Annotated in this window: 21 protein-coding genes; 8 read left to right on the top strand and 13 right to left on the bottom strand. The window is 70.3% G+C overall.

Annotated elements, in window-relative coordinates; all coding sequences use genetic code 11:
* Positions 1-77 precede the first annotated feature (77 nt).
* Positions 78-1,838 carry a M28 family peptidase gene (locus ACESM1_RS21785; protein ID WP_372623316.1) on the bottom strand — a complete coding sequence of 587 codons (1,761 nt, stop codon included), beginning with the start codon at positions 1,836-1,838 and terminating at the stop codon, positions 78-80.
* Between the two features lie 96 nt (positions 1,839-1,934).
* Positions 1,935-2,798, bottom strand: coding sequence for an IclR family transcriptional regulator (locus ACESM1_RS21780; protein ID WP_372623315.1), 864 nt, complete (start codon positions 2,796-2,798; stop codon positions 1,935-1,937).
* A gap of 170 nt (positions 2,799-2,968) precedes the next feature.
* Here ACESM1_RS21780 and ACESM1_RS21775 point away from each other — a divergent pair, with 170 nt between their 5' ends.
* Entirely contained in the window at positions 2,969-4,387 is a 1,419-nt protein-coding gene (locus ACESM1_RS21775) for an MFS transporter (protein ID WP_372623314.1), read from the top strand.
* Positions 4,388-4,677: 290 nt separating this feature from the next.
* Here ACESM1_RS21775 and ACESM1_RS21770 read toward each other — a convergent pair whose 3' ends face one another.
* Positions 4,678-6,069: an amidase gene (locus ACESM1_RS21770; protein WP_372623313.1), complete on the bottom strand. Its 1,392-nt coding sequence runs from the start codon at positions 6,067-6,069 to the stop codon at positions 4,678-4,680.
* A gap of 147 nt (positions 6,070-6,216) precedes the next feature.
* Here ACESM1_RS21770 and ACESM1_RS21765 point away from each other — a divergent pair, with 147 nt between their 5' ends.
* Both ACESM1_RS21765 and ACESM1_RS21760 read left to right on the top strand, forming a co-directional pair.
* Complete coding sequence (locus ACESM1_RS21765; RefSeq protein WP_372623312.1) at positions 6,217-7,110, top strand: polysaccharide deacetylase family protein; 894 nt, start codon at positions 6,217-6,219, stop codon at positions 7,108-7,110.
* 21 nt (positions 7,111-7,131) lie between these two features.
* Complete coding sequence (locus tag ACESM1_RS21760) at positions 7,132-8,070, top strand: polysaccharide deacetylase family protein (protein WP_372623311.1); 939 nt, start codon at positions 7,132-7,134, stop codon at positions 8,068-8,070.
* A 21-nt stretch (positions 8,071-8,091) separates the two neighbouring features.
* Here the strand turns inward: ACESM1_RS21760 and ACESM1_RS21755 are convergent, their stop codons facing one another.
* The 7 genes from ACESM1_RS21755 to ACESM1_RS21725 form a co-directional block, all read right to left on the bottom strand.
* Entirely contained in the window at positions 8,092-9,093 is a 1,002-nt protein-coding gene (locus ACESM1_RS21755) for an isopenicillin N synthase family dioxygenase (protein WP_372623310.1), read from the bottom strand.
* Between the two features lie 22 nt (positions 9,094-9,115).
* Complete coding sequence (locus ACESM1_RS21750) at positions 9,116-9,892, bottom strand: SDR family NAD(P)-dependent oxidoreductase (protein ID WP_372623309.1); 777 nt, start codon at positions 9,890-9,892, stop codon at positions 9,116-9,118.
* Between the two features lie 3 nt (positions 9,893-9,895).
* Positions 9,896-11,494 carry an ABC transporter substrate-binding protein gene (locus tag ACESM1_RS21745; RefSeq protein ID WP_372623308.1) on the bottom strand — a complete coding sequence of 533 codons (1,599 nt, stop codon included), beginning with the start codon at positions 11,492-11,494 and terminating at the stop codon, positions 9,896-9,898.
* Between the two features lie 115 nt (positions 11,495-11,609).
* Positions 11,610-12,356 (bottom strand): SDR family NAD(P)-dependent oxidoreductase, encoded by a 747-nt coding sequence (locus ACESM1_RS21740; RefSeq protein WP_372623307.1) that lies wholly within the window; start codon positions 12,354-12,356, stop codon positions 11,610-11,612.
* Positions 12,357-12,618: 262 nt separating this feature from the next.
* Positions 12,619-13,608: an iron exporter MbfA gene (gene mbfA / locus ACESM1_RS21735; protein WP_372623306.1), complete on the bottom strand. Its 990-nt coding sequence runs from the start codon at positions 13,606-13,608 to the stop codon at positions 12,619-12,621.
* A gap of 107 nt (positions 13,609-13,715) precedes the next feature.
* Positions 13,716-14,279 carry a cytochrome b gene (locus ACESM1_RS21730; RefSeq protein WP_372623305.1) on the bottom strand — a complete coding sequence of 188 codons (564 nt, stop codon included), beginning with the start codon at positions 14,277-14,279 and terminating at the stop codon, positions 13,716-13,718.
* 16 nt (positions 14,280-14,295) lie between these two features.
* Complete coding sequence (locus tag ACESM1_RS21725) at positions 14,296-14,619, bottom strand: PepSY domain-containing protein (RefSeq protein WP_372623304.1); 324 nt, start codon at positions 14,617-14,619, stop codon at positions 14,296-14,298.
* Between the two features lie 155 nt (positions 14,620-14,774).
* On the opposite strand from ACESM1_RS21725, the gene ACESM1_RS21720 reads away from it, so the two are divergent.
* From ACESM1_RS21720 to ACESM1_RS21710, 3 genes are read left to right on the top strand one after another with little or no spacing between them, the layout of a single operon-like run.
* Entirely contained in the window at positions 14,775-15,062 is a 288-nt protein-coding gene (locus tag ACESM1_RS21720) for a PepSY domain-containing protein (RefSeq protein WP_372623303.1), read from the top strand.
* Complete coding sequence (locus ACESM1_RS21715; protein ID WP_372623302.1) at positions 15,062-15,721, top strand: response regulator transcription factor; 660 nt, start codon at positions 15,062-15,064, stop codon at positions 15,719-15,721. The genes ACESM1_RS21720 and ACESM1_RS21715 overlap by 1 nt, the downstream gene beginning before the upstream one ends.
* Entirely contained in the window at positions 15,718-17,064 is a 1,347-nt protein-coding gene (locus tag ACESM1_RS21710) for a sensor histidine kinase (protein ID WP_372623301.1), read from the top strand. Before ACESM1_RS21715 ends, ACESM1_RS21710 begins: the two co-directional genes overlap by 4 nt.
* 153 nt (positions 17,065-17,217) lie before the next feature.
* Here ACESM1_RS21710 and ACESM1_RS21705 read toward each other — a convergent pair whose 3' ends face one another.
* Complete coding sequence (locus tag ACESM1_RS21705; protein WP_372623300.1) at positions 17,218-17,637, bottom strand: c-type cytochrome; 420 nt, start codon at positions 17,635-17,637, stop codon at positions 17,218-17,220.
* Between the two features lie 537 nt (positions 17,638-18,174).
* Here ACESM1_RS21705 and ACESM1_RS21700 point away from each other — a divergent pair.
* Both ACESM1_RS21700 and ACESM1_RS21695 read left to right on the top strand, forming a co-directional pair.
* Entirely contained in the window at positions 18,175-18,978 is an 804-nt protein-coding gene (locus ACESM1_RS21700; protein WP_372623299.1) for an IS5 family transposase, read from the top strand.
* A 246-nt stretch (positions 18,979-19,224) separates the two neighbouring features.
* Entirely contained in the window at positions 19,225-20,235 is a 1,011-nt protein-coding gene (locus tag ACESM1_RS21695; RefSeq protein ID WP_372623298.1) for a manganese catalase family protein, read from the top strand.
* Between the two features lie 569 nt (positions 20,236-20,804).
* Here the strand turns inward: ACESM1_RS21695 and ACESM1_RS21690 are convergent.
* A complete protein-coding gene (locus tag ACESM1_RS21690; RefSeq protein WP_372623297.1) occupies positions 20,805-23,177 on the bottom strand; it encodes a heavy metal translocating P-type ATPase in 2,373 nt (790 codons plus the stop codon).
* Between the two features lie 438 nt (positions 23,178-23,615).
* Complete coding sequence (locus ACESM1_RS21685) at positions 23,616-24,548, bottom strand: AEC family transporter (protein ID WP_372623296.1); 933 nt, start codon at positions 24,546-24,548, stop codon at positions 23,616-23,618.
* Positions 24,549-24,568 lie beyond the last annotated feature (20 nt).

Genomic DNA, 24,568 nt, shown 5'->3' with positions numbered 1-24,568 from the left:
ATGGGCCGTGCGCAAGGCCGCGATCCCCGCTGCCAGCACGATGAGCCGCGTTCTGCGCCATCGATCCCTCCCCGCGCTCAGCCGAGCAGTTGCAGCGTCCGGTCCACCTCGGCCATTGCGTCCGTCAGGCCGTCCATCACACGGTTCCGCTCCCGCACGAGCTGCGTCTCGAGCAGCCAGCGCTCCTCGCCCTCGCCCAGGCCCGCGAGGCGGGGCAGGTCATGCAGGCCCGGAATCATGCTGCCCTGCGGCGTGAATCCGTACGGGTCGTGCCCGTACGCACCCTTCATCGTGCTGGCCAGGGGAACGAGCGCGCGGGACAGCCGCTTCAGGCAGGCGTTGATCGCCTCGGCCGGGGCCTCGTCGGCATGGCCATCGGCATAGCGGCGGCGCCAGGTCTCGGCCGTGGCGTCGAGGCGCTGTGCCGCCGCCTTGAAGGCTTCGGCCTGCTGGCGGACCGCCGCAAGGCCGATCGCCTCCCCGGCAGGCGCGAGGTGCTCGAGCCGCCGGACGAACTCGTCCGCCACGGTGACGAACTCGAACGGCAGGATCTGTGCCGTGCAGAGCTCCCAGAGCCAGGCGGCGTAGACGCGGACATGGACGGCCATGCGTCCCCAGTCGAGCTTGTCCAGCGTGTTCTCGACGGAGTGGTGCCACCAGCCCAGCGTGGCCATGGCCGAGGCCTTCAGCTCAGCCTCGGTGAAGGTTCCCTGTCCCTGCACCATCGGCACGCCCAGGCCGAAGAAGGAGGAGTCGCCCGTTTTGACCGCGCGCCGCCAGGCGGGGTGATAGCCTTCGGCCAGCCGCCGTTCCGCATCCTCATGGAAGCGCCGCAGCTCGGAATTCGAGCGTGAGTCCCACACCGTCGTGCCGGTGATGCCCGGTTGGTCGATCTGCAGATAGGCAACGGCGTGCCGGCGCAATCGGTCCCACTCGCGGTCCACATAGTGCGTCGAGCCGACCATTGTCCCGGTCTCGTGCCCGGTCCAGAAGCCGAAGACGAGGCCGCGGCGCAGCTGATCCCGGTGCCGCTGGAACACGCGCGCAAGTTCCAGGATGACGGCAGAGCCCGCGGCATTGTCCGTGGCCTGCGGTCCGGGCCAGGAATCCTGGTGCCCGCCGACGACGACGAAGTCGTCGCCCGTCGGCGCCGGAATCTCGCCGAGGGTAATCTGCACCGGCCGCCAGCCATTCTCCACGTTCGCGCGCATCCGCAGGCGGACCGGACCCTGGCCTAGCATCTCCCGCAGCGCGAGACCCGCGGCGCGCGAGATCCCGATGCAGGGCAGCGTTGGCATCTCCGTGCGCATGGTCTCGGGCGTCGGATTGCCCCAAGCCGGCTTGACCGAGCCGAAGGGCACGGCAGTGTCACCGGGAAAGCCCCAGTTCATCATCACGCAGCCGGCGGCGCCGAGTGCCGCCGCGATGCGTTGCTTCTCGTGGCGCGCCGGATGGTACGACAGTTCGGAGAGCGTGATCTTGCCGATAGGGTGCTGGCCTTCGTAGGCCGCGGCGGCACCGGAGCCCACGTCGATCAATTCGCCCACCAGGCCTTCTGGCAGCGTTGCAACGCTGTGACCCAACGTGTTCGCCGAGATTGCGATCTCCCGCGGCGCCAGGACCTGCAACTCGGCGGTCCCGGGGAAGCTCACAAGCCCGGGGAACTCCTCCACCCGGGCCGCGACGCCCGCGGCGGCCAGCGCATCACGGCTGTACTCTGCCATGCGACGACCATTGGGCGAACCGGCGAGGCGCGAAGGGATGTCCGTCGTGATCCGCTCGACATCACGGCGAATGCGGTCCGTCGAGATGGCGGCGAGGACGTCCTGCTCCGGCATCTGGGGTCTCCGCTGGCGCGCACGATCCGTGCGTTTCACTCAGTAAAACGTCATATCAGTATCGCATCATGGATCCAATCGCAGTGCAAGGACTCATCACCTCCCCGCGCTGCCGCCAAGTGACGTTGTGACCAGGGCCGCCCCCTCACGCGCCCAGGCGATCAGCTCCGAGGCGCGCAAAGGGCCGATTCGCGCGATGGGAGCGGCGACGATGAAGGCCGCCACGACCTCCCCGGCTGCGTCCCGGACCGGTACGCTGGCCGAGATGGCACCAGGCTCGAGCTCGCCTTGCGTGACGCAGAAGCCCTGCTTGCGGATCACGGCGAGATCGCGGCCCACCCGATCTGGGCTTGATGGCGTTGCGGACGTGAAGGCCTCCAGAGGCGAGGCGAGCACGCTGCGCTGCACGTCCGCCGGCGCGAAAGCAAGCAGCAGCCTTCCGGACCCCGCGTGCAAGGGCACGCGTCGCCCGACTTCCGTATGGTAGCGCACCGGCTTGCTGGTCTCCCAGCGGCAGACGCAGACACTGTGCAGCCCGTCCCGCACCCGGAGTTGCACCGTCTCGTCGCAGCGCTGCCCGATGAGCTCAACAATGGGTCTGGCCACGCGCACCACGTCGAGCTGCTCCCCGGCGCGAGCCCCGACCCTGAGCGCCTGGTAGCCAAGGCGGAAGCCCGGCTCGCCGTCCTGATGCAGGACAAAACCAGATGCCTCGAGCGTATGGAGCAGCCGGAATGCGCGCGCCTTGGTGAGCCCCGACCGACGGGCGAGCTCGGCCAGGCTCAGGCTGGGCGCATCGGCAACCAGGGTTAGAAGTTGCAGCGCACGCTGGACGACTTCGACCTGGTAGGAGGCATCCCGGGCTTGGCGTCCTTGGGCATCTCCAGCCCGCCCGCGATGTCGCCGGCCTTCATCAGCATTTTTGCCTGTGTCTGTCACGATCTGAGTGAGTCCAACCATCCAGATTTCTTTCCAACCAGCGGGGCCGTTCACCTTACAGGGCTCGGGCGCGCCAACCATCTTCGGAGAAAGCCATCGCCTCGTGAACCAGCTGCGCTTCCGTTCAAAGGAGGCTCGCTACGCCATTCCCCATCCGGTGAGGTAGCATCGCCGTCCGAGAAGGATGGACAATGGCGAACGACGGTTCCGCGTCGCGACATCAAGACCCCACAAGCGGAGCTGGCGGCGCCGACTGGCCTGGTCTGCCCTTGCCCCGACGCCATGTCGCCGCAGCGGCCGTGCTGCTGGCTGTGGCGATGTCCGTGCTGCTTGGCTCGATCGTCAACCTCGGTCTGCCAATCATGGCCGTGGAATTGGGCGTCCCGCCGGCGCAAGTGGTCTGGGTCGTCACCGCCTACCAGCTCGCCCTGCTCATCTCGCTGTTGCCCAGCGCGGCGCTTGGCGAGATCCTGGGATACCGTCGGGTTTTCCTGGCGGGGCTGGTGGGCGTGGCGCTCGCTTCCCTGGTCTGTGCGCTGTCTCAATCGCTCGCCGTGCTCGTCATCGCGCGCGCTCTCCAGGGCATCGCGGCCGCGGGCGTAATGAGCGTCAATGGCGCGCTGTTGCGCCACAGCTTCCCGGCCGGCGGCCTGGGCCGCGCGATCGGCCTGAATGCACTGGTCGTCGCCCTGTCAGGCACACTCGGGCCGGGGCTGGGCGCGCTGATCCTTTCGGTCGGGTCCTGGCACTGGCTGTTCGCGGTGACGTTGCCGCTCGCGCTTCTGGCGGGCGGCCTCGGCATGGCGGCGTTGCCGCGCATCGCTGGCGCACCCCGGCCGTTCGACAGGGTCGGCGCGGTGCTGAGCGCCCTGGCCTTCGGGTTCTTTTTCATCGGTGCCGACAGGCTTCCGGCGGTCCCGCTTGTTGCCCTGGGCACTTTTGTGGCGGCAGCCGTCGCGGCCACGGCGCTGGTGCGACACCAGCGGTCCCAGCCCTATCCCCTCTTGCCGCTCGACCTGCTTGCCCTGCCATCGATGGGGGTTGCGATCGCCGGATCGGTTGCGGGCTTCGCGGCACAGATGCTGGCGCTGATCGCGCTGCCTTTCCTGATGCTCACGGTCTGGCAGATCGGGCCGGCAGAGAGCGGGGCGCTGCTGCTATGGTGGCCACTGGCCGTCGGCGCGCTGGCGCCGGTCGCGGGGCGGCTGGCCGACCGGCTTGACACGGCGGTGCTGTGCGCGGCGGGCTCGGGACTGCTCTGCGTCGCGCTCATGCTGCTGTCGCGCATTGCCGACGCGCCTCCGTATGGCGTCGCGATACTCAGCATCGCAGCCTGCGGCGTCGGCTTCGGCCTGTTCCAGACACCAAATGCGCGCGCGATCCTGATCTCCGCACCGCTGCATCGCAGCGGCGGTGCCGGCGGGATGCAGGCGACCGCGCGCCAGTCAGGGCAGAGCCTCGGGACCGTCACCGCAGCGGCGATCTTTCAGCTCCGTCCGCATGATGCCGCCACGGTCTGCATCGAGGCTGCCGCGGGCCTGGCATTGGCCGCCTGCGCCCTAAGCCTGGCGCGATGGTTCCGCGGGCCCGCCGGGCGGGCCGGGCCATAGGTGCTCGGTCCCGCGACGGTCTTCTCTCCGCCCCGCATGAGCGTGCCGCCAGGGAGTGGTTGGCGTCGGTTCCCTTTCCGACAGCGGCAGGAACCAGGGAACGAAATTCTCTGGGCTGAACGACCGAGGTTCCCTGCTTGAAAATGAGCCTGATTGGCGATGCCAATTCGAGCGCCTGGCTGTCGGATAGAGGGCGTGTCGCACGGCGTGCGTCGCCCAGGCGAAAAGCCGCCGGGAAGGAATCGGCGGACAGAACTTCCCGCGCGCCGTCGGCGCAGGGAGCACCTGGTTCAGACAACCACGCGCTCGACGGTCTCCATCATCCACCGTGCGATCGCGGTGATACCGGCATCTGTATGCGGCTGTCCGACGAGCTGGATCCCCATCGGCAGGCCGCGCACGGCGGTCAGCGGCGTCGTGACCGCGGGAGCACCCAGGATCGAACTCGGGCTGTTGAAAACCGAATCGCCGGTCGGACGACCGGCGGGCGGCTGGCCCGGGGTCTCGCCGGTCCAGACCGGCGCCGGCCCTGGCGATGCCGGCGCGATCAGCGCGTCCACCAGCGGCGCCAGTGCCTCATGCCGACGACGCACCTCCTCGCGCTGCATCAGCCGGGCGCGGTAATCCTCCGGCGTCATCCGCTCCGCCGCCTTCAGCACCGCCTTGGTCCGGGCGCTGACACCCTCGGGCTTTTGGGCAACCAGGTTGCGGATCGACCAGTGATTCTCCCAGCCCGTGACGGCATTGGCCAGCGCCTGGGCTCCGTCGATGGCACGCTCGAATGATTCGAGGAGATGGTGGTCGCTGCGGCGCAGCACCGTCATGCCCTGGCTGCGCAGCTGCTCGACCACCTGCTCGAAGGCCGTTCGGCTGTCGCTGTCCAGGGCAGGCCAGCCCTCGGTCTCCATCACCGCCAAGGTGAGCGGGCGTCGCGCCGGCGGCGGCGCCATCGGGCCAAACAGGCCGAGGCGGCCCGGATCGCCGCCCGCGCGCCGCGCGACCTCGATCGCGACCTGCCACATGTCCTCGATGCAGCCGGCATGCACACCATGCGTGCTCATGCTGGTCGCCTGGCGCTCGCCACGGTTGATCGCGCCCTGCGTCGGCTTGAGCGCGACATTGCCGCAATAGCTCGCTGGCCGGATGATGGAGCCGCCGACCTGCGTGCCGATCGCCGCTGGTACCATGCGCGCGGCGACGACGGCGGCCGAGCCGGAGGAGGAGCCGCCAGGGGTGTGCGACGGATTGAAGGGGTTCGTGGTCGGACCGGGATGCGTGCCACCGAGCTCGGTCGTCACGGTCTTGCCGAGCACGACCGCGCCCGCCTCGCGCAGCGCCCAGACGCCGGCATTGTCGCGCACCGGGAAGTTGCCGCGATAGGCGTCGCAGCCCATCTGCGTTGGCATGTCCCGCGTCTCCAGCAGGTCCTTGATGCCGATGGGCAGGCCATCGATGGCGGAGAGCGGCTTGCCTGCCTTCCAGCGCGCCGTGCTCGCATCCGCCGCCTCGCGCGCGCCCGCCTCGTTCATCACGACCCAGGCCCGCACCACGGGCTCGCGTTCCGCGATCGTCTCCAGGCAGCGCTCCAGATAGGCCCTTGGCGTGTCCGTGCCGTCGGCGAAACGCGGCGTTGCGTCGTGGAAGCTCAGCGCCTTGAACGTGTGTGGCGAGTAACCTGGCATGATCCGCTTTCCTCCCTCGGCTCCTGGCATTCAGCGGCGACTGCGCGGACGTGTCCAGGCCTGTCGAGCGCAGGAGCGCACTTGTGCTATCCTCGCGGCCGGTGGAAGCATGCGCTGCACGTCGCGAATGAGAGGGATCCATCGGCGATGCCGGACGACCTGGACCGAGAGCTCGCCGAACTCGCCGATGCCGCCGCGCGGTACGAGGCCCGGCACGAGCCCATCCCCGATCTCGCCTGGCCCGAAGGCGCGCGGATTGCCGTGAATTTCACGGCCGATTTCGATGCGATGCTGCTGCGGCGCCTGATGAACGAGCCGCCGATGCAGCTCGCGAAGGGCGAGTTCGGCGGGCGCGTCGGCATCTGGCGCCTGATCGAGCTGTTCGACGGGCACGGCGTGAAGGCGACGATCTTCACGCCCGGCCGCATCTGCGAGCTCTACCCGCGCGCGGTCGTCGCCGCACAGCGCAGCGGACACGAGATCGCCGATCACATGTGGGAGCACCGCGTCCCGAAGGAAGCCGAGCTGGAGCGCGACCACCTGCAGCGCTCCACTGCCGCGCTGGAGACGCTCACAGGCCGCCGCCCGGCCGGCACGCGCAGCTACCACAGCCACGGCCTGCTGCGCGAGCTCGGCTACCTCTACCGCTCCAACGGCTCGGCCGATCACCGGCCGCACTACCTGCGTGACGCGGATGGCGGCAACTGCATGGTGAACCTGCCCTTCCACTACGCCATCGACGACGCGATGTATTTCAGCTTCGCCTGGATGGGCACGGACACCTCCGCACAGCGCATGGCCGATCCGGAACGCGTGCTGGACCTCTGGTGGGACGCCTTCCGTCAGCAGCACGCGCGGGGCGCCGGCGGCTACCTGAACATCTGCCTGCATCCCTTCGTCTCCGGCCGCGCATTGCGCATCGCCATGCTCGACCGGCTGATCACGCGGATGAAGGAGCTGCCGGGAGTCTGGTTCCCGACCTGCGAGGCGGTGGCGCGGCACTGCCTGGACAAGCACCCGCCCCGCGGCGGCTGGAACTGAGGACGGGGAAGGAGCGCGTCGATGCCCTGGAAGGACGGCTACACGATTTCCGACGAGCAGAGCCTTCCGGATGCGGAGATAAGCTGGCCGGAGGGCGCGCGCTGCTGCGTCGGCGTGACGGTGGACCTCGGCCTCGCGGCGGACCCGCAGGGCATCCAGGCGGCGGACCTCGCCACCCCAGTGGCACATTTCGCCATGCATGAAGGCCTGGACCGGTTGCTGGAGGTACTGGCGCGCCACCGCACCCGCGCGACCTTTGCGATGCCGGCGGCGATGGCGCGAATCCTCGGGCCGCGCCTGCGCACGCTCGCCAGCGAGGGCCACGAGATCGCCGCGCATGGCTTCCGGCAGGAAGACGTGAGCACGCTCGACCGGAGGGAGGAGGAGGCGCGCCTCCGGCGAACCACGGAGATCCTGGCGGAGGTCGCCGGCCGCAGGCCATCCGGCTGGTTCTCGCTGCCGCGGCAGGGGGACCGCTTCGCCGGCGGCGGCATCAGCCCGCATACGATGGATCTGCTCATCGCGCAGGGCTACGCCTATATGGGCAACGGCCTGGCGGACGATGTGCCGCACCGCTGGGTCACGGACTTCGCGGCCCGCCGCAGCATCCTGGTGCTGCCCTACTACTATCACTTCGACGACCAGTTCTTCTGCATGTTCCCGGCGAAAGGGACCGGGCTGGAGAACCCGGACGCGCTCGCCCGCAACTGGCGCTGGGAGTTCGAGGCGCAGTATCGGCGCGGCCGGCACTTCCACATGACGCTGCACCCGCAGCACATCGGCTGGAGCCACCGGCTGCAGTTGCTCGACGACTTCCTCGGTCACATCGCCGGCTTCCAGGGGCTGTGGAATCCGACTGGCGCCGAATGCGCGGCTCATTGGGACGCGACCTACCCCGCCGCGACCCATCTGCGCCTCGAGCCGAGCATCTGGCAGGACCACTCCGGCAGCCTGAGCTGACGCCAACTCTCGGAGCGGGTGTTATCCCGCCTCGGGCTTGCCGCCCTGGCGGTGCTCGAAATTCGTGCGGTTCAGCCGTCGGCGGTGATCGGCGTAGAGCAGGGGCTCGTAGCGCGGCGGATTGCCGGGGCCCGTGCATGTCGGCACGACGCGGATGATCGCATCGTCGTCCGGGCCGTAGAAGAACGGGATCGCATAGCGCGCCTGATCGCTGGCATTCACGACGCGGTGCGGCGTGGGCGCGAAGCGATCATTGGAATAGCGCCCGAGCATCTCCCCTGTGTTGACCACGAAGGTACCGGGAATGGCCGGAGGGCGGATCCAAGTCCCCTCCCGCGTCCGCACCTCGAGGCCCGGCAGCCTCGACTGGGCGAGATAGGTCGTGAAGTTCGTGTCGATGTGCGGTGCGAAGCCGAACTGGTCCTCCGCCTGCCTGGGCTGCGGATCATAGCGGATCAGGCGCAGCGTGCAGGTCGGGTCGCGGAAGTCGGCGTCGAAGTGGTCGCGGGGCAGGCCGAGCGCGGTGGCGAAGACCGGCAGCATGCGGTGCGCCAACCCCTGCATCGCCTGGAAATAGGCGGTCGTCGCCGCGCGGAATTCCGGCAGGGCTTCCGGCCAGCGGTTCAGGCCGACGAAGGGCTTGCCTGCCAGGATGTCCGGGTCATCCGGCGCGCGGTCGCGGACGATGTAGAAGCTCTCGTTCAGGTTCGGCTTGCGGTTCGCGTGCACCGTCGAGGTGCGGATCGTCTGCGCGCCCTTCGGCAGGTAGCCGATGTTCAGCTCGCCGACCTTCAATGCGAGCTTGCGCTCCATCTCCAGGTCGAAGAACCGCGCTGCCTCGGCGAAACACTCTGCGATCAGCTCCTGTGGAATCCCGTGGTTGGCCACCACCAGGAAGCCGGTGTCCTCGCAGGTGCGCGCCACGTGGCGCGCCAGATCCGGCAGGGCGCCAGGCTCGCCGGCGAGGAAGGGGGCCAGGTCCAGGACAGGTATGCGGTCCTCTGGACCGGCTGCATGGTTCATCTGCGCGTCGCCTCCATGTGGACTACAGGAACGCCCCGTCCACCGGCAACGCCACGCCGGAGACGTAGCTCGCCGCCTCGGAGCAGAGGAAGCCGATCACGGCGGCGACCTCCTCCGCCTCGCCGGCGCGGCCGGTCGGGAAATCGCGCAGCATCGCCTGCCTCGCCTCGGCCGGCAGTGCCTCGAAGCGCTCGCGGATGCGGCTGCCCTGCTCGGCGAGGATCAACGCCGGCATCACGGCGTTCACCGTGATGCCGTGCGCCGCCTCGTCCTTCGCAAGCTGGGCGGTGAAGCCGAGCAGCGCGGCCTTCGCGGTGGCGTAGGCGAGCCGGGCGCCCTGCGTGGTGACCGGCCCCTTCCGGCCGCGCGCAGCGGTCGACGAGGTGTTGACCAGCCTGCCGTAGCCCTGTGCACGCATGGCCGGCACGACCGCGCGGCAGAAGCGGAACGCGCTGGTCAGGTTCAGTGCGACGACATGCTCCCAGAGTTCGTCATCGAGTTCCTCGATGCGCTGCACCGGGCGCGGGCCGGAGCCGCCGGCCAGGTTCACGAGCGCATCCAGGCGCCCGAGTTGCGCAACGCGCGCCACCGCTTCCTCGGGCGAAGCGGAACCGGTGGCGTCGGCCACCATCGTCTCCGCGCGCCCTCCGCCTGCGCGCACCCGCTCGGCCGCGGCCGCAAGCGGGGCCTCCTGCATGTCGAGCATCAGCACGCCGAGCCCCTGCGCCGCGAGCTGGCGGCAGACGGCGGATCCGATACCGCCCGCCGCCCCGGTGACGATGGCCCAGCGCTCGGCCATGGCTCAGCGTGCCACTCGCTGGATGTTCCACAGCACGGGGAAGCCGACCTCCAGGACGCCATGCAACTCGGCGCGGTAGGCGGCCGGGCTTGCGAACTGGCCGAGCAGGACGACAGAGACATTCTCATGCGCCCGCGCCTGAAGCTGCGCCGCGATCTCGCGCCGCCTGGCCAGGTCGGTTTCCTCCGAGAACTGCCGGAGCAGCGGCACCTGGCCCTCGTCGCACCACCAGCCCGGGTACACATTGGCGCAGTTGTAGACCATGACCGGGTTGGTCATGGGATTCTCCATGTCGAAGCCGGTCCAGACGATGGGCGTGACACTCCAGCCGCCATCGGCGACAGGCTCGCGCTTCATGCGCTGCTGCGCCACCGTGCTCCAATCCGTCGAGCGGATGTCGAGGTTGAACCCTGCGCGCCGCATCTGGTCGATCGCCACCAGGGCGATCGGGTTGATCACCGCGGAGTCGCTCGCATGCAGCACCACGACGGGCTCGTTGTTGTAGCCGGCCTCGCGCAGCAGGGCGCGGGCCCGCTCCATGTCCGGATTGCGGAACGCCTCGGTGCCGGCTGTGGTCTCGTAGAGTGCGCCGCACATGTAGAAGGTGAGGCACCGCTCCTGAACCATGTCTGCCGGCAGGCCGGTCGCAGCGACGACGTCGCGCTGCAGCACCGCCTGCTGCAGCGCGCGGCGGATGCGCACATCGTCGAAGGGCGGCTGCGTGTGGTTCAGCGTCAGCACGCCCATGATCTGCCCACCGCCGAGCCCTTTCGTCACCACCAGGTTGCGGTCGGCGCGCATGACCTCGATGAAGTCCAGCGGTGCGCGCTCCAGGTAGTCGATCTCGCCTGCCTGCAGCGCGGAATACTTGGTGGAGTGGTCGGGGATGCTCACGAACTCGACGCGATCGAAATGCACGACCTTGCCGCCCGCCAGTCCATCGGCGGGTTCCTGGCGCGGGCGATAGCGCGGGTTGCGATGGAACACCACGCGGTCGCCTGCGCGCCATTCCTCGCGGCGGAAGATGAAGGGCCCCGACCCGATGATCTCCTGGATCTGCGTGCCGGACGGCGTGGAGGCAATGCGTGCCGGCATCATGAAGGGCACCAGCGTCGCAGTCTTGCCCAGTGCTTCCAGCACCTGGGCGAAGGGACGGTTCAGCTCCAGCACGAAGGTGGACTGGTCAACTGCCCTGAGGCCGCGCGTGGCGGCCATGAGCTGCCGGCCAAGCCCGTCCTTGTCGCCCCAGCGGCGGATGGAGGCCACGCAGTCCTCCGCCGTCACGGGCGTGCCGTCGTGCCACTCGAGCCCGGGACGCAGCTTGAAGGTCCAGGTCAGGCGGTCGTCGCTGACCTGCCAGCCCTCCAGCATCTGCGGGCGCATGACGCCCTGGCTGTCCGGCGCGACAAGGGTGTCCCAGACCATGAAGCCGAAGGCGCGCGTCACGACGGACGTGGTGACGATCGGGTCGAGCACCTGCAGCTCGGTGTTCATCACGAGCCTGAGCGGCCGCTGCTGCTGCTGCGCAGCCGCTGAACCCATGGCTGCAACGGCGAAGGTGCCCGCGAATGCGAGCGCGCAGAGTATGGCCCTGATCCTCATGCCAGACGTTCCTCCGTTGTTGTTGCCGCTTTCGGTTTTTTTCCGCGGCTTGCTCAGCATGCTAACCTTGTCCCGCGGTCAGCGTCACCCCGCGATGTTTCGTGCCGCCAGCGCCTCAGACCTGCACGCGGCCGCCATCGGCCTCGAGTATCGCGCCTGTGGTGAAGGAGCTGTCTGCACAGCTCAGGAACAGGATCGCGCGAGCGATCTCCTCTGGACTGCCCAGGCGCCGCATGCCGACCCGCGCGATGAACTCCTGCATCTTCGCGTGGCGATCTGCAGCGCGGGACAGTGTTCGTTCGAGCATCGGCGTGTGTATGGGCCCGGGGGCCACGGCATTCACGCGGATTTGCTCGCCCGCGAGTTCGAGCGCGAGGCTGCGCGTCAGCATGACGAGACCCGCCTTGGCGGAGCAATATGCACCGAGATTCGGCAGCGGCCGCAGCCCGGCGCCAGAGGCGAGATTCACGATCGTGCCACCGCCTGCCGCCCGCAGCAGCGGGATCGCCGCCCGGCTGACAAGGAAAGGCCCGTCGAGATCGACGGCGTGAATGCGCCGCCAGTCCTCGAAGCTTGTCTCCTCGAGGGGGCGCCAGAGACTTATCCCCGCGGAGTTCACCACGCCGTCCAGGCCGCCGAGCGCCTCCGCCGCCTCTGCCGTCGCCCGGCGAACCGCGGCCTCATCGACCACGTCTGCGGTGATGCCGATCGCGCCTGGTCCGAGCCCGGCCGCCGCGGCTTGTGCGCCCTCCAGGTCCAACAGCGCGACGCGTGCGCCCTCCGCGAGAAACATCCTCGCGGTTTCCAGTCCGATGCCGGACGCCCCACCGGTAATGAGTATCCGCCGACCCTCGAGGCGCATCGCAAGCTCTCCCACGGCATGACCCGGCCGCGAGCGTTCCAGGCCCGGCATCGGCCGGCAACCCTGGCTGGTAGCAGCGCGACCGCCTGCGCCTCGCGGCTCGGCACCCCTCGGCGCAGACCCCGCTGCGGAGCGCAACGGCGGAGGGAGTGCGCCGGGATTCGAACCGTCGCGGCCGCCCCGACAGGCGCCATGCGCCGGGCGAAGCCGACCACTGCGGGCCCTGCTGCGGGCGGGCACACCGGCCATCCGTCCGAACGGGCTACGCCCCCCCGATCAGGATTCCGGTGGCCAGCACAAGCCCGCCGCCCAGCAGGATCTGGAACATGGCGCGCCCGATCGGCGTCTCCATGTAGCGGTTCTGGATCCAGACGATCGCCCATAGCTCGACGAAGACGACCACGAGAGCGATGGCGGTCGCCGTCCAGAAGGACGGGATCAGGTAAGGCAGCGCGTGGCCGAGCCCGCCGATCGCCGTCATCACGCCCGAAGCGAGGCCCCGCTTCCACGGTGCGCCCCGGCCTGAGAGCTTGCCATCGTCATGCGCGGCCTCGGTGAAGCCCATGGAAATCCCGGCCCCGAGCGAGGCCGACAGGCCGACCAGGAAGGTCGTCCAGGGGTCCTGCGTCGCGAAGGCCGTCGCGAAGATCGGCGCCAGGGTGGACACCGATCCGTCCATGAGGCCAGCCAGGCCAGGCTGCACCCAGGTCAGCACGAATTGCCGCCGGGCGACGCTGTCCTCCTCGGCGCCGGCGCCGCCGCCCAGACGGTCCGCGATCAGCGCGTCCGCCCCCTTCTCGTGCTGCGCCTCCGCCGCCTCGAGGTCGCCGAGCAGGCGGCGCACCTCGGCATCCGTGCTGCGGGCGGCGGCGGCGGCGTAGAAGGCCTGTGCATCCCGCTCCATGATGCGGGCCTCTTCCCGGATCCGATCGAGGCCCAGGTTCTCGATCAACCAGACCGGCTTGCGCCAGTAGAAGTCGGCGACATGCTCCCGCCGGATCGGCAGGATCAGGTCGCTGTAGCGGGCACGATAGAGGTCGATCAGCCGACGGCGGTGGTCGTTCTCCTCGGCGGCCATGGCGTCGAAGACCTCGGCCGAGGCGGGGTAGCTCTCGCGCAGCCGGCTCGCATAGAGCGCGTAGATGCGGCCATCCTCCTCCTCCGAGGCGATGGCGAGCGCGAGGATCTCCTGCGCGGACAGGCTGTCGAAGCGGCGGCGGGCGCCGCCGAGCGTGGCAAGGAGCGATCGCATCCGGACGAGTCCCTCATCGGCTATCGCACCACGGCGCCCGCGCCGCTGGCGGCGTCGGGCGCAATGGCGCGCGCAGGGCAGGCAGGTGGCAGGCCCCTGCGATCCTATCAGGAGCCGGGCGGCATGATCGACCGGCCGCGCAGCCAGGGCAGCATCCGCGCCAGGGATCCGTCCCTGAGCACGAAGTGGTGCCAGAGCGCTGCCGCCACATGCAGCGCGATCGCCGCCAGCAGCAGGTTGGCCAGCACCTCATGGGCCTCCCCCCACAGCCGGCGGCCGGGGATGGGCATCGGCGCGGGCAGCGGCAGCCCGCCAAGCACCGTCACCGCCCTGCCACGCGCCCAGCGATCGAAAAGCCCGCTCAGCGGCAGCGCAACCGTCAGGCCGAGCAGCGCCAGATGCATCGCGGTAGCTGCCAGGCGCTGCCAGCCAGGTGCCTCGGTGCGTGGCGGCGGCGCAACCGTTCGCCAGGCGACGCGCAGCGCCGCGAAGCCGAGCACGAGGACACCGAGGCTGTAGTGCACCTGCATGGCCAGGTCGCGGCTGCCGCCGCGCGGGAACTCCTCCATGGTGCTGCCGACCACCCAGGCCGACAGCACCAGCAGTGCAGTGCCCCAATGGATGGCGCGTGCCGTCGCGCCACAGGGCCGCACCTCGACATTCGTCGCCATCCTGCGGGTCCTCCGATCAGCGGTCGCGGCGGGTGACGGCGCCGGTGGCGGCATCCACACGCAGTTCGACGCGCCGGCCCTCGGCGGTCGTCGACTTCACCTCCCAGGCGCCACGCTCCCACTCGATGCTGCGCACGGGACCGTAGCCGGCGGCGCGGACCGCCGCCGCCGCGCCGGCGGCGTCCACCGCCGCGCGGGCCAGGGCCTCGCGCTCCGCGCCGCGGCGCTCCTCGGTGCGGCGCCCATCGCGGTTGTCGTCGGCCGACGCCATGGCCGGGGCGAGGGGAAGGGCGGCGGCGATGGCAAGGGCCAGGGCGCCGGCAGGAAGGAAGCGCGTCATCGGGAAATCTCCAACAGGTCTGCATTGCGGGACATCCGCAATGAGGGGCAGTCTCCTGCCCCGCACCTGAACCGCCGCTGAGCCGTCCGTTCAGCCAGCGTTCAGCTTGCCCCTGCGAGCCTTTCTCGATGCGTCGTGCTCTCCTGCTACTGCCGTTGCTCCTGCTCCCCGCGCTGCCGGTTCGGGCCGATGACCGGCGCGACCATGAGCGTGCCCGCGCCGCGCTCGCTGCCGGCGAGATCCGCCCGCTCGCGGAGCTGCTGGCGGAGGTCGAGCGGCGCTACGTCGGCCGCGTCATTGAGACCGAGTTGGAGCGCGACGATGGCCGCTGGATCTACGAAATCACGCTCCTCCCGCCATCCGGCCGCGTCTTCGAGCTGAAGCTCGACGCCGCGACCGGCGCCCTGTTGCGCGCCCGCGGGCCGGTGCAGGAGCGGCGCTGATGCGCGTCCTTGTCGTCGAGGACCATGTCGCGCTGGCACGACAGGTGGCGGACGCGCTTCGCGATGCCGGCTTCGTCGCCGACCAGGCCGCGGATGGCGAGGAGGGCCACTTCCTCGGCGACACCGAGCCCTATGATGCGGTCGTCCTCGATCTCGGCCTGCCCGTGCTGGACGGGCTGACGGTGCTGCGGCGCTGGCGCGCGGCGGGCCGCGACATGCCGGTGCTGATCCTGACCGCGCGCGATGGCTGGACCGAGAAGGTCGCGGGCCTGAACGCCGGGGCGGACGACTACCTCGCCAAGCCCTTCGTGATGGCCGAGCTGGTCGCGCGCGTGCAGGCGCTGGTACGCCGCGCGCATGGGCGGAGCCGGCCCGAGATCGCGCTCGGCCGCCTTGTCGTGGACACCGCCGCGCAGCGCGTGCTGTTGGACGGCGCCGGCGTGAAGCTGACCGGGCTGGAGTACCGGCTGCTCGCCTACCTTGCACTGCATGCAGGGCAGGTGGTGTCCAAGACCGAGCTGACCGAGCACCTCTATGCGCAGGATTTCGACCGTGACAGCAACACGCTCGAGGTCGTCGTGGGACGGCTGCGCAGGAAGCTCGGCGATGGCTTCATCGAGACGATCCGCGGCCAGGGCTACAGGCTCTCGGCCGGATGAGGTGGCCGCGGTCCCTCGCGCTGCGGCTCGCCCTGGCGGCGGGGTTGTGGGTGGCGGCCGGGCTCGGCGCCGCCGCCTGGTTCGTCGCCGACATCGCCGTGCACCAAGTTGAGGCGGCTTTCGACGGGCGCCTCGCCGCGCTTCTCGACGCCGCCGTGGCCGTGGCGGCGACCGATGCCGATGGCGGGATCGTGCTCTCGCGTGCGCCTGCGGGCGCGGATTTCGAGCGCCCTTTCAGCGGTGCCTACTGGCAGGTGACGGCGCCCGATGGATCGGTGAAGACCTCCCGCTCCCTGTGGGACCAAGTGCTTCCCGCTGCGGCGACGGGCCATGACGGCGTGCTGCTGCGCGATGCCTCGGGACCACGTGGCGAGATGCTCCGCGTCGCGGAACGGGACCTTCTGCTGCCCGGTGCATCGGCGCCGGCGCATGTCGCGGTCGGGCTGTCCCGCATGGAGACGGAGGCCGAGATCGCGCGCCTGCGCCGCACGCTGCTGGTCACCTTCGCGGTGCTGGGCCTTGGCCTCGTCGGCGGCGTGGTGGCGACGGTGGTGGCCGGCCTCGCCCCGCTGCGACGGGTGCGCCGGGCCCTGGTCGAGGTCCGCGAGGGCCGGCGCGCGGCGTTCGAGATCGACGCGCCCTCGGAGATCGCGCCACTCGTCGCCGAACTGGATGCGCTGGTCGCCGCGAACCGCGCGACGGTGGAGCGCGCCAGGTCGCATGTCGGCAACCTCGCCCATGCGCTGAAGACGCCACTCGCGGTCCTGCGGAATGCCCTGGACGGCGCGGCGCCGGACCTGCCCGTCGCGCGGGGCGAGGCGGCGGCGCTGGAGCGGCTCGTGCACCACCATCTGGCGCGCGCGAGGACCGCGGCCCTCGCCTCCGCGGCCGCGGGGGCCGTGCCGATGGAGGCGGCCACGCAGGTCGCAAGGGCGCTGCGGCGGCTCTTCGCGGAGCGTCATCTCGCAATCGAGGTGGGCGGCGATGCGGCGCTGCGCGTGCGCCTGGACCCGCAGGACCTGACGGAGATGCTCGGGAACCTGATGGAGAATGCATGCACCTGGGCGCGCTCCCGCATCACGGTATCCGTGGCCGCAGCGGGACGCGAGGTGATCATCGCCGTGTCGGATGACGGGCCGGGCCTGCCCGACGGGGATCGGGACGCTGCGCTGGGCCGCGGCGTGCGTCTTGACGAAGCTGTGCCCGGGAGCGGGTTGGGCCTTGCGATCGTCGCGGACCTTGCGGCGCTGCATGGCGGCCGGCTCGATCTCGGGCGTGCCGCCGATGGCGGGCTCCGTGCCGTGCTGCACCTGCCTGGACAGGCGATGACCGTGGGGGCGTGACTGCGGCACCTCTGCCATCCACCCTGCCGAGATGGCGTCCGGTGGCGCGCCGCTTGACGACCGAGACGGTCGCTCACGGCTGCGCCGCCTGCCCGGTCGAATTTGGGGCCGCTCCAATCGGGGCGAGGGCAACCCACCCCGCTTCGCGCGTCCCTATTGCTGGATCGAGTTCAGGTAGAGGACGAGTTCGTAGATGCGACCCTGGACATAGACCTCGCGCACGGTCGTGCCAAAACGGTCACCCGCCTCGAAGCCGAACATGTCGCCCCAGAACGGCATCTCGCGGCCGCCATGCAGTGCGATGTCCTCACGCCCGTCGATGATCTGGCCGACGCGGAAGAACGGGAACGCGCCGTTGTTGCGCCGCGCGAGCGTCGTCAGGTCGGACGGCTTGGTGGCGAGAAGGTGGGCCACCGGCCCGCCGCCCTTGCCGTCGTTGCCGTGACACTGGGCGCAGGCAGTTCGGTAGAATTCCACCGCTCGTGCGGGCGGCTCCGGCGCCTGGGCGGAGGCAGCGCCGACATTGATGGTCACGGCAAGCCCACAGCCGAGAGCGAAACTGGAGATGCGCACGATCGTCCCTCCTTGTTTGTTTGCAGCGGTGTTTGTTTGCAGCGGTGTTTGTTTGCAGCGGTGTTTGTTTGCAGCGGTCGGAAGTGTGCGACAGAGAGAATATAACATCCTGTGCACGCTCCGCCTGCTGACCTCTGCGTGCTCCGCCTGCTGATCGATGTAAATTGATGCTGCGGGGCAGTTTCCCCTTTCAGTAAGCTTCTCCAGAAATCGGACATCGCTACGGTCCCTCCCGGGCTCACTCCGGCGGAGGCCGCGTGTCGTTCCCGCTCCTCAACCGCTTCCGCAGCGCCCTCGGCCGCAGGAGTACCGACAACAGGCCCGCCTGAATCGCCTCTTACGAGACCTGGGCGCAGCTGTGTTCATGCTGATTCTTTTGTGGGATCGAACACGGGGAGGATGCTGTGGCGCGGCGGCGATCGGCCAGGGGGACCTCATTGCGCGGCAGGAGCCGCGGGCGGCGTCGTTGCTGTCTGAATCGGCGCGCTGCTCGATTGGGTTCAGATCGAGCGTGCCCTTGCCGGTGTCTCGGCTGCGGTGAAGGGCGAGCCCGGCTGGCCGCCGCTGGCGCTGTTCCGGGCGCTGCTGCTGGCGACCCGGCACGACCTCTCCGACGTGAGGCTCGCCGAGGCGCTGGACGACCGTGCCAGCTTCCGCCGCTTCTGCGGCTTCGCCGCGCACGAGGCCACTCCCGAGCGCACCGCCTTCGTCCGCTTCCGGCGCGAACTCGTCAGGCGGGGTCTGGATCGCGCGCTGTTCGAGGAGGTGACCCGCCAGCTCGAGGCCAGGGCGGTGACGGTGAAGACCGGGACGCTGATCGATGCGACGTTCATCGCCTCGGCCAGCCACGCGGATGGCGAGGCGGCCCGGGCCGCTCATCAGCGGCGCAGGGCGATCCACGGCTTCAAGGCGCATGTGAGCGCCGATGCTGACACGGTCCTCGTGGAGGAACTCGCGGTGACGCCCGGCAACGTCCATGACGGCGGTGCTGGGGGTGCTGCCCTGCCCGAGGATCCGGGCGACGTCCATGCCGACAGCGCCTATCGTGGCGAGGTCTTCGCCTCCGCAATACGGGCCAAGGGAGGCACGCCCAGGATCGTCGCGACGGGCATGTGGGGCCGGCCTGGCGACGACACGGCGCGCAAGCTCTGCCGCTGGAACCACGACATCCAACGTGTCCGCTGCCGGATCGAGAAGGTCTTTGGGACCTGGAAGCGCAGCTATGGCCTGCGACGCATGCGATGGCGAGGGCTGGCCAAGGCGGGCCTGCAGGTCCGCCTTGCCGTCATCGCCTACAATCTCCGGCGCACCCTTGCTCTGCTGCAGGCCTCGGCCGCCTGATGCGGGACGAGTCTGCCCGCATGACCACCAGCGCTCCGCTCAGAGCAGATCGGCCAGGCATCGCCGCCTTCGACCGCCGTCAGAACCCAGAAACATGCGACCACGGAGCGCTTGACCTCCCTGACCGACCGCATCGTGCCGGCCGGTCAATCCGCCCAGCGCGGCAACCCTTGCAGGCGGCGCCCGTTGGCCACCGAGTCGGCGCAAGCAGATCCGCCTGCGGCAGAACGAAGGAGGCCTGCGGCCATGTTCCATCATGCCAAGGAACTGCAGTTCAACGCGCGGGTCAGTCGGCCCGATCCGCGTTTCGCAAGACTGCTGCTCGAACAGTTCGGCGGCGGGAACGGAGAGCTGAAGGCGGCCATGCAGTATTTCGTGCAGGCTTTCGCCGCCCGCCGCCCATACCCCGACAAGTACGACATGCTGATGGACATCGCGACCGAGGAGCTCTCCCACCTCGAGATCGTCGGCGCCACCATCACCATGCTGCTCGACGGGGTGAATGGCGAGCTGAAGGACGCAGCCGGAACCGAGTCGATCTCGACGCTGAGGGAAGCGGCCGAGGCCAACCCCATCTCCAAGCTGATGAGCGGCGGCACGGGCGAGAAGGAGCGGCTGATCCACGAGGCGCTGTTCAACCCGCAATTCCTGGTGCTGACCGGCGGCGGGCCGGCGCTGACCAACAGTCAGGGCGTGCCCTGGCAGGGCTCCTATGTGAACGCCAATGGCGACCTGACGGTGGATCTGCGCTCCGACATTGCCGCCGAGAGCCGGGCGAAGATCGTCTACGAGTACCTGATGAAGTTCACCGACGACCCGGCGGTAAAGGACACGCTCGGCTTCTTGATGACGCGCGAGATCGCGCACTTCAAGATGTTCCAGGCGGCGCTCGAGACGATCCAGCCGAACTTCCCGCCCGGCGTGCTGCAGGGCGATCCGCGGCACACCCACACCTACTTCAACATGTCGAACGGCGCCGATGCGCGCGGCCCCTGGAACCAGGGCCAGGGCCCGTGGGGCAAGGGCGAGCAGTGGCAGTACGTTGAGGATCCACACAAGCACGTCGTGGAGACCAAGGGCGAGGTCGAGCACAAGCCGCAAGGCACGAAGCACACGATGGAAGAGGTCCAGAAGAAGGACGCGGAGCTCAGCCGCGTCCGCAGCCAGGAGGTGAAGTCGGCGACACCGAAGGGCGAGCAGCACTGGTCCGACTACCCGCAGACCAGCATCGCCGCACCGGGCAGCGTGGCAGGCTGACGCGCCCCGGCCGAACCTCGCGGGCGCCCCGGCGCTCCCGCTCGGGAAGCACAAGGTGGATGCGCGGCCGAGGACCATGTCCTCGGTCCGGTGCCCGTGAGGTGCGCGGACATACACGGTCCCCGGACTGTCCGACGACGGCGCGGCGGACGCAGTCCGTCGGGCCCTCGTGGAGCACTACGGAGGAGCACTACGGAGACGACGTGACCATCTAGGTCGATGCGGGCAAAGGAGCGGTCCGCATCGACAGCTCCGCCGCGTGGTTGCGGCCGGTGACTAGCGCATCTGCGTCTCCGTGCTTCGCCGACTTCGAGCCGGATGTCGGCCGTGGAAGCGATGCCGACCGTGAAAGCCATGCAAGCCGTCACCCGGTGAGTCGACGTCCGCATCAGGGATTGCGACGCCCGCCGCCCCCGCGGCTCGCCCGGTCCGCGCCGCATTCAGAACCGCGCTTGCGCCATGCCCTCGAAACCCTCGCAACGCCGTTCGGCTCGCGGATCGCCTCTGGCCGAAGCTTGCCTCGCCGTCGGGAGCAGGCGGCGCGCCCTTCTGCGCGCCGATGAGCGCGCTCATCCGACGTTCGAGGCCCGCAGCCTGAGCGCGTTGGCGACCACGCTGACCGACGACAGCGCCATCGCCGCTGCCGCGATCACCGGCGAGAGCAGGATGCCGAAGACGGGATACAGCACCCCGGCGGCGACCGGCACGCCGGCGGCGTTGTAGGCGAAGGCGAAGAACAGGTTCTGGCGGATGTTGCGCATCACCGCCCGCGAGAGCCGGCGCGCGCGCAGGATGCCTGTCAGGTCGCCGCCGAGCAGCGTCACGCCCGCGCTCTCGATCGCCACGTCCGTCCCCGTGCCCATGGCGATGCCGACCTCGGCTGCGGCGAGCGCCGGCGCGTCGTTCACCCCGTCGCCCGCCATCGCCACGCGCCGACCCTCGGCCCGGAGGCGCTCGACGATGCGCTGCTTGTCCTCCGGCAGCACCTCCGCCTCCACCTCGGCGATGCCGAGGCGCTTGGCCACCGCCTCGGCCGTGGTGCGGTTGTCGCCGGTCAGCATCACCACCCGGATGCCCGCCTCGGCGAGGCCCGCCAGCGCCGCCGGCGTCGTCTCCTTCACCGGGTCGGCGACCGCGACGATGCCGGCGGGCCGGCCGTCCACCGAGACGAAGAAGGCGGTCGCGCCCTCGGCGCGCAGCCGCTCGGCCTCGGCGGCGAGCGGGGCGGTGTCCACCGAGAGCTCCGCCATCAGCCGGGCATTGCCGACCGCGACGCGGCGCCCCTCCACCGTGCCGGTGACCCCGCGCCCCGAAGGCGCGTCGAAGCCCTCCACCGCCGGCACGGCAAGGCCACGCGCCTCGGCCGCCCGCACCACCGCCTCGGCCAGCGGGTGCTGGCTCGGCCGCTCGAGCCCGGCGGCGAGGCGCAGCAGCTCACCCTCCGCGAAGCCTGCCGAGGGCGATACCGCCACCACCTCGGGCCGCCCCTGGGTCAGCGTGCCGGTCTTGTCCACCACCAGCGTGTCGATGCCCTCGAGCCGCTCCAGCGCCGCGGCGTTCTTGATGAGCACGCCGGCCTGGGCGCCGCGGCCGACGCCGACCATGATCGACATCGGCGTCGCCAGCCCGAGCGCGCAGGGGCAGGCGATGATCAGCACCGTCACCGCCGCGACGATGGCGTAGGCCGCCCGCGGGTCGGGCCCCCAGACCAGCCAGGCGACGAAGGCGATGGCGGCGATCGCCACGACGGCCGGCACGAACCAGGCGGACACCCGGTCCGCCATGCGCTGGATCGGCGCCTGGCTGCGCTGCGCCTGCGCCACCATCTGCACGATGCGCGAGAGCACGGTGTCCTGCCCGACGCGGTCGGCACGCATCACGAAGGCGCCCTGGCCGTTCAGCGTGCCGCCGATCACCCGCCCCCCCGGCTCCTTGCGCACCGGCACCGGCTCGCCGGTGACCATGCTCTCGTCGACATTGCTCCCGCCTTCCAGCACCTCGCCGTCGAGCGGCACCTTGTCGCCGGGGCGCACGCGCAGGCGGTCGCCGACGGACACCGCCGCCAGCGGGACCTCCTCCTCCGAGCCGTCCTCACGGATCCGGCGTGCCATGTCAGGCGCCAGGTTGAGCAGGGCCTTGATCGCGCCGCCGGTGCGCTCGCGCGCGCGCAGCTCCAGCATCTGCCCGAGGAGCACCAGCACAACGATCACCGCCGCCGCCTCGAAGTAGACGGCCACCGAGCCGTCCGGGCCGCGGAAGGCGGGCGGGAAGACGCCGGGCGCAAGCGTCGCGACCACGCTGTAGACCCAGGCCACGCCGGTGCCGAGCGCGATCAGGGTGAACATGTTGAGGCTGCGGTTCACCACCGAGAACCAGCCGCGCTGGAAGAACGGCCATCCCGCCCACAGCACCACCGGCGTGCCGAACAGCAGCTGCAGCCAGTTGGAGGTGGAGCGCTCGATCAGGTGGTCGAGCCCGAGCAGGTGCCCGCCCATCTCCAGCACCAGGACCGGGAGGGTCAGCGCTAACCCGATCCAGAAGCGCCGCGTGAAGTCCACCAGCTCCGGGTTAGGGCCGGCGTCGGCGGTGGCCATCTCCGGCTCGAGTGCCATGCCGCAGATCGGGCAGCTGCCGGGGCCGATCTGGCGGATCTGGGGGTGCATCGGGCAGGTGTAGATGGTGCCCGGCGCCACCGGCTCGGCCTGGCGCTTCGGCGCGTCGGGCCCGCCGAGGTAGCGCGCCGGGTCGGCGACGAATTTCGACCGGCAGCCGGCCGAGCAGAAGTGGAAGGTCTGCCCGGCGTGCTCGGCGCGGTGGGGCGTCGCGTGGGGATCCACCTTCATGCCGCAGACGGGATCGGTGACGTGTCCCCCGTGCTCCGCCTCCCTGGAGGAGTGGCCGTGCCCGTGATGACCGTGTCCGTGATGCGTGCTGTCGCTCATGACTGCTGCCCGGAAGGACCCGCAACGGCGCGGGTCGGTGTGAGGTTGCGCCGAGGGTGGGGCTTCCCGTGATGGGAAGGTCAAGCCCGAAGTGTGGCCTGGGTTCGATGCTCGTCCCTCCCGCGATGGGAAGCCCTGCATCGGGGCGAGCCGCTGGGGTCAGGCGGTCCGCAGCGGATGCGGACATGAACATCGGGCAGGCCGCGAGGCTTCCCGGGTTGCGGCAGTGGCGCGGCCGGCGAAGATGCTCCGGCGCGCGGCTTGACCCGAAACACGGCGCGGCGATGCGCTCAGCGTCCATCGTTGGGCGTTCCCGCACAACTTCGAGGATGCCGCCCGCATCCACGATCACCTGCACGCCGGCGTGCGATCCGGCTTCGGCGTCCTACGCCCGGCCGGGCGCGATGACCGCGATGGTTTCGCGCGCCGCGCGAAGGGTCATGGCAGCATCTCCCGGAACCAAGCGATGAGCACGGAGAGCGTCAGCACCGACAGCGCGGTGGAGACCACCACGGCGCTGCCCGACTGGTCCGCCCCCGTCGCGTAGCGGCGCGCGAGGATGAAGGCGTTGGCGCCGGTCGGCATCGCGGCCATGGTCACCGCCACCGCCATGTCGATCGGCGGGAGGCCGATGGCGATCCCGATCGCCGCCACCACCGCGGGCAGCAGCAGCAGCTTCACGAAGGTGATGCCCAGCGTCTCCTTCCACATCGCCGCGGCCGACATGCCGGCGAGCCCGCCGCCGAGGCAGAACAGCGCCAGCGGCGGCGCGGCGCCGCCGAGGAATTCCAGCGTGCGCCGCGCGACCGCCGGCACCGGCAGCGAGAGGGCGCTCCACAGCAGCGCGGCAATGACGGCGAGCACCACCGGGTTGCGGCCGATGCCGGTCAGCGTCGCGCGGATCAGCTGCTTCCACGGCGCGGCGGCGTTCAGCCCGATCTCGGTCATCACCGTCGCCAGGCCGAGCAGCGCGATGGTCTGCAGCGCGAGGATGGCGAGCATCGGCGGCACGCCGGCCTCGCCATAGGCGGCGACGATGATCGGCACGCCCATCATCACCGAGTTGCCGAACACGCAGGAAAGCCCGAACAGCGCGGCCTCCGCCGGGCTCTGCCGCATCACGCGGCGGGCGAGGAGGACGACGGCGAAATAGACCAGGACCGAGCCGCCGATCTGCGCCACCGCCGCGCCGCCGCCGCCCTCATGCGGGCGGGTGCCACCGGCGAAGAGCAGTGCCGGCGCGGCGAGGCCGAAGACGAAGAGCGTCATTCCCTTCAGCGCCGCCTCGTCGATGAAGCGGCGGCGGATGGCGAGGTAGCCGAGCGCGATCAGCGCGAAGACCGGCGCGACGACTTCGAGGATGACGGACACGGGATGTCAGCGCCTCGTCG

The sequence above is a fragment of the Falsiroseomonas sp. genome (assembly GCF_041690465.1).
In the GTDB taxonomy this organism is placed as follows: Bacteria; Pseudomonadota; Alphaproteobacteria; order Acetobacterales; family Acetobacteraceae; genus Falsiroseomonas.
Note: the sequence above shows the minus strand (reverse complement) of the source record. Positions and strands in the feature narration are given on the sequence as shown.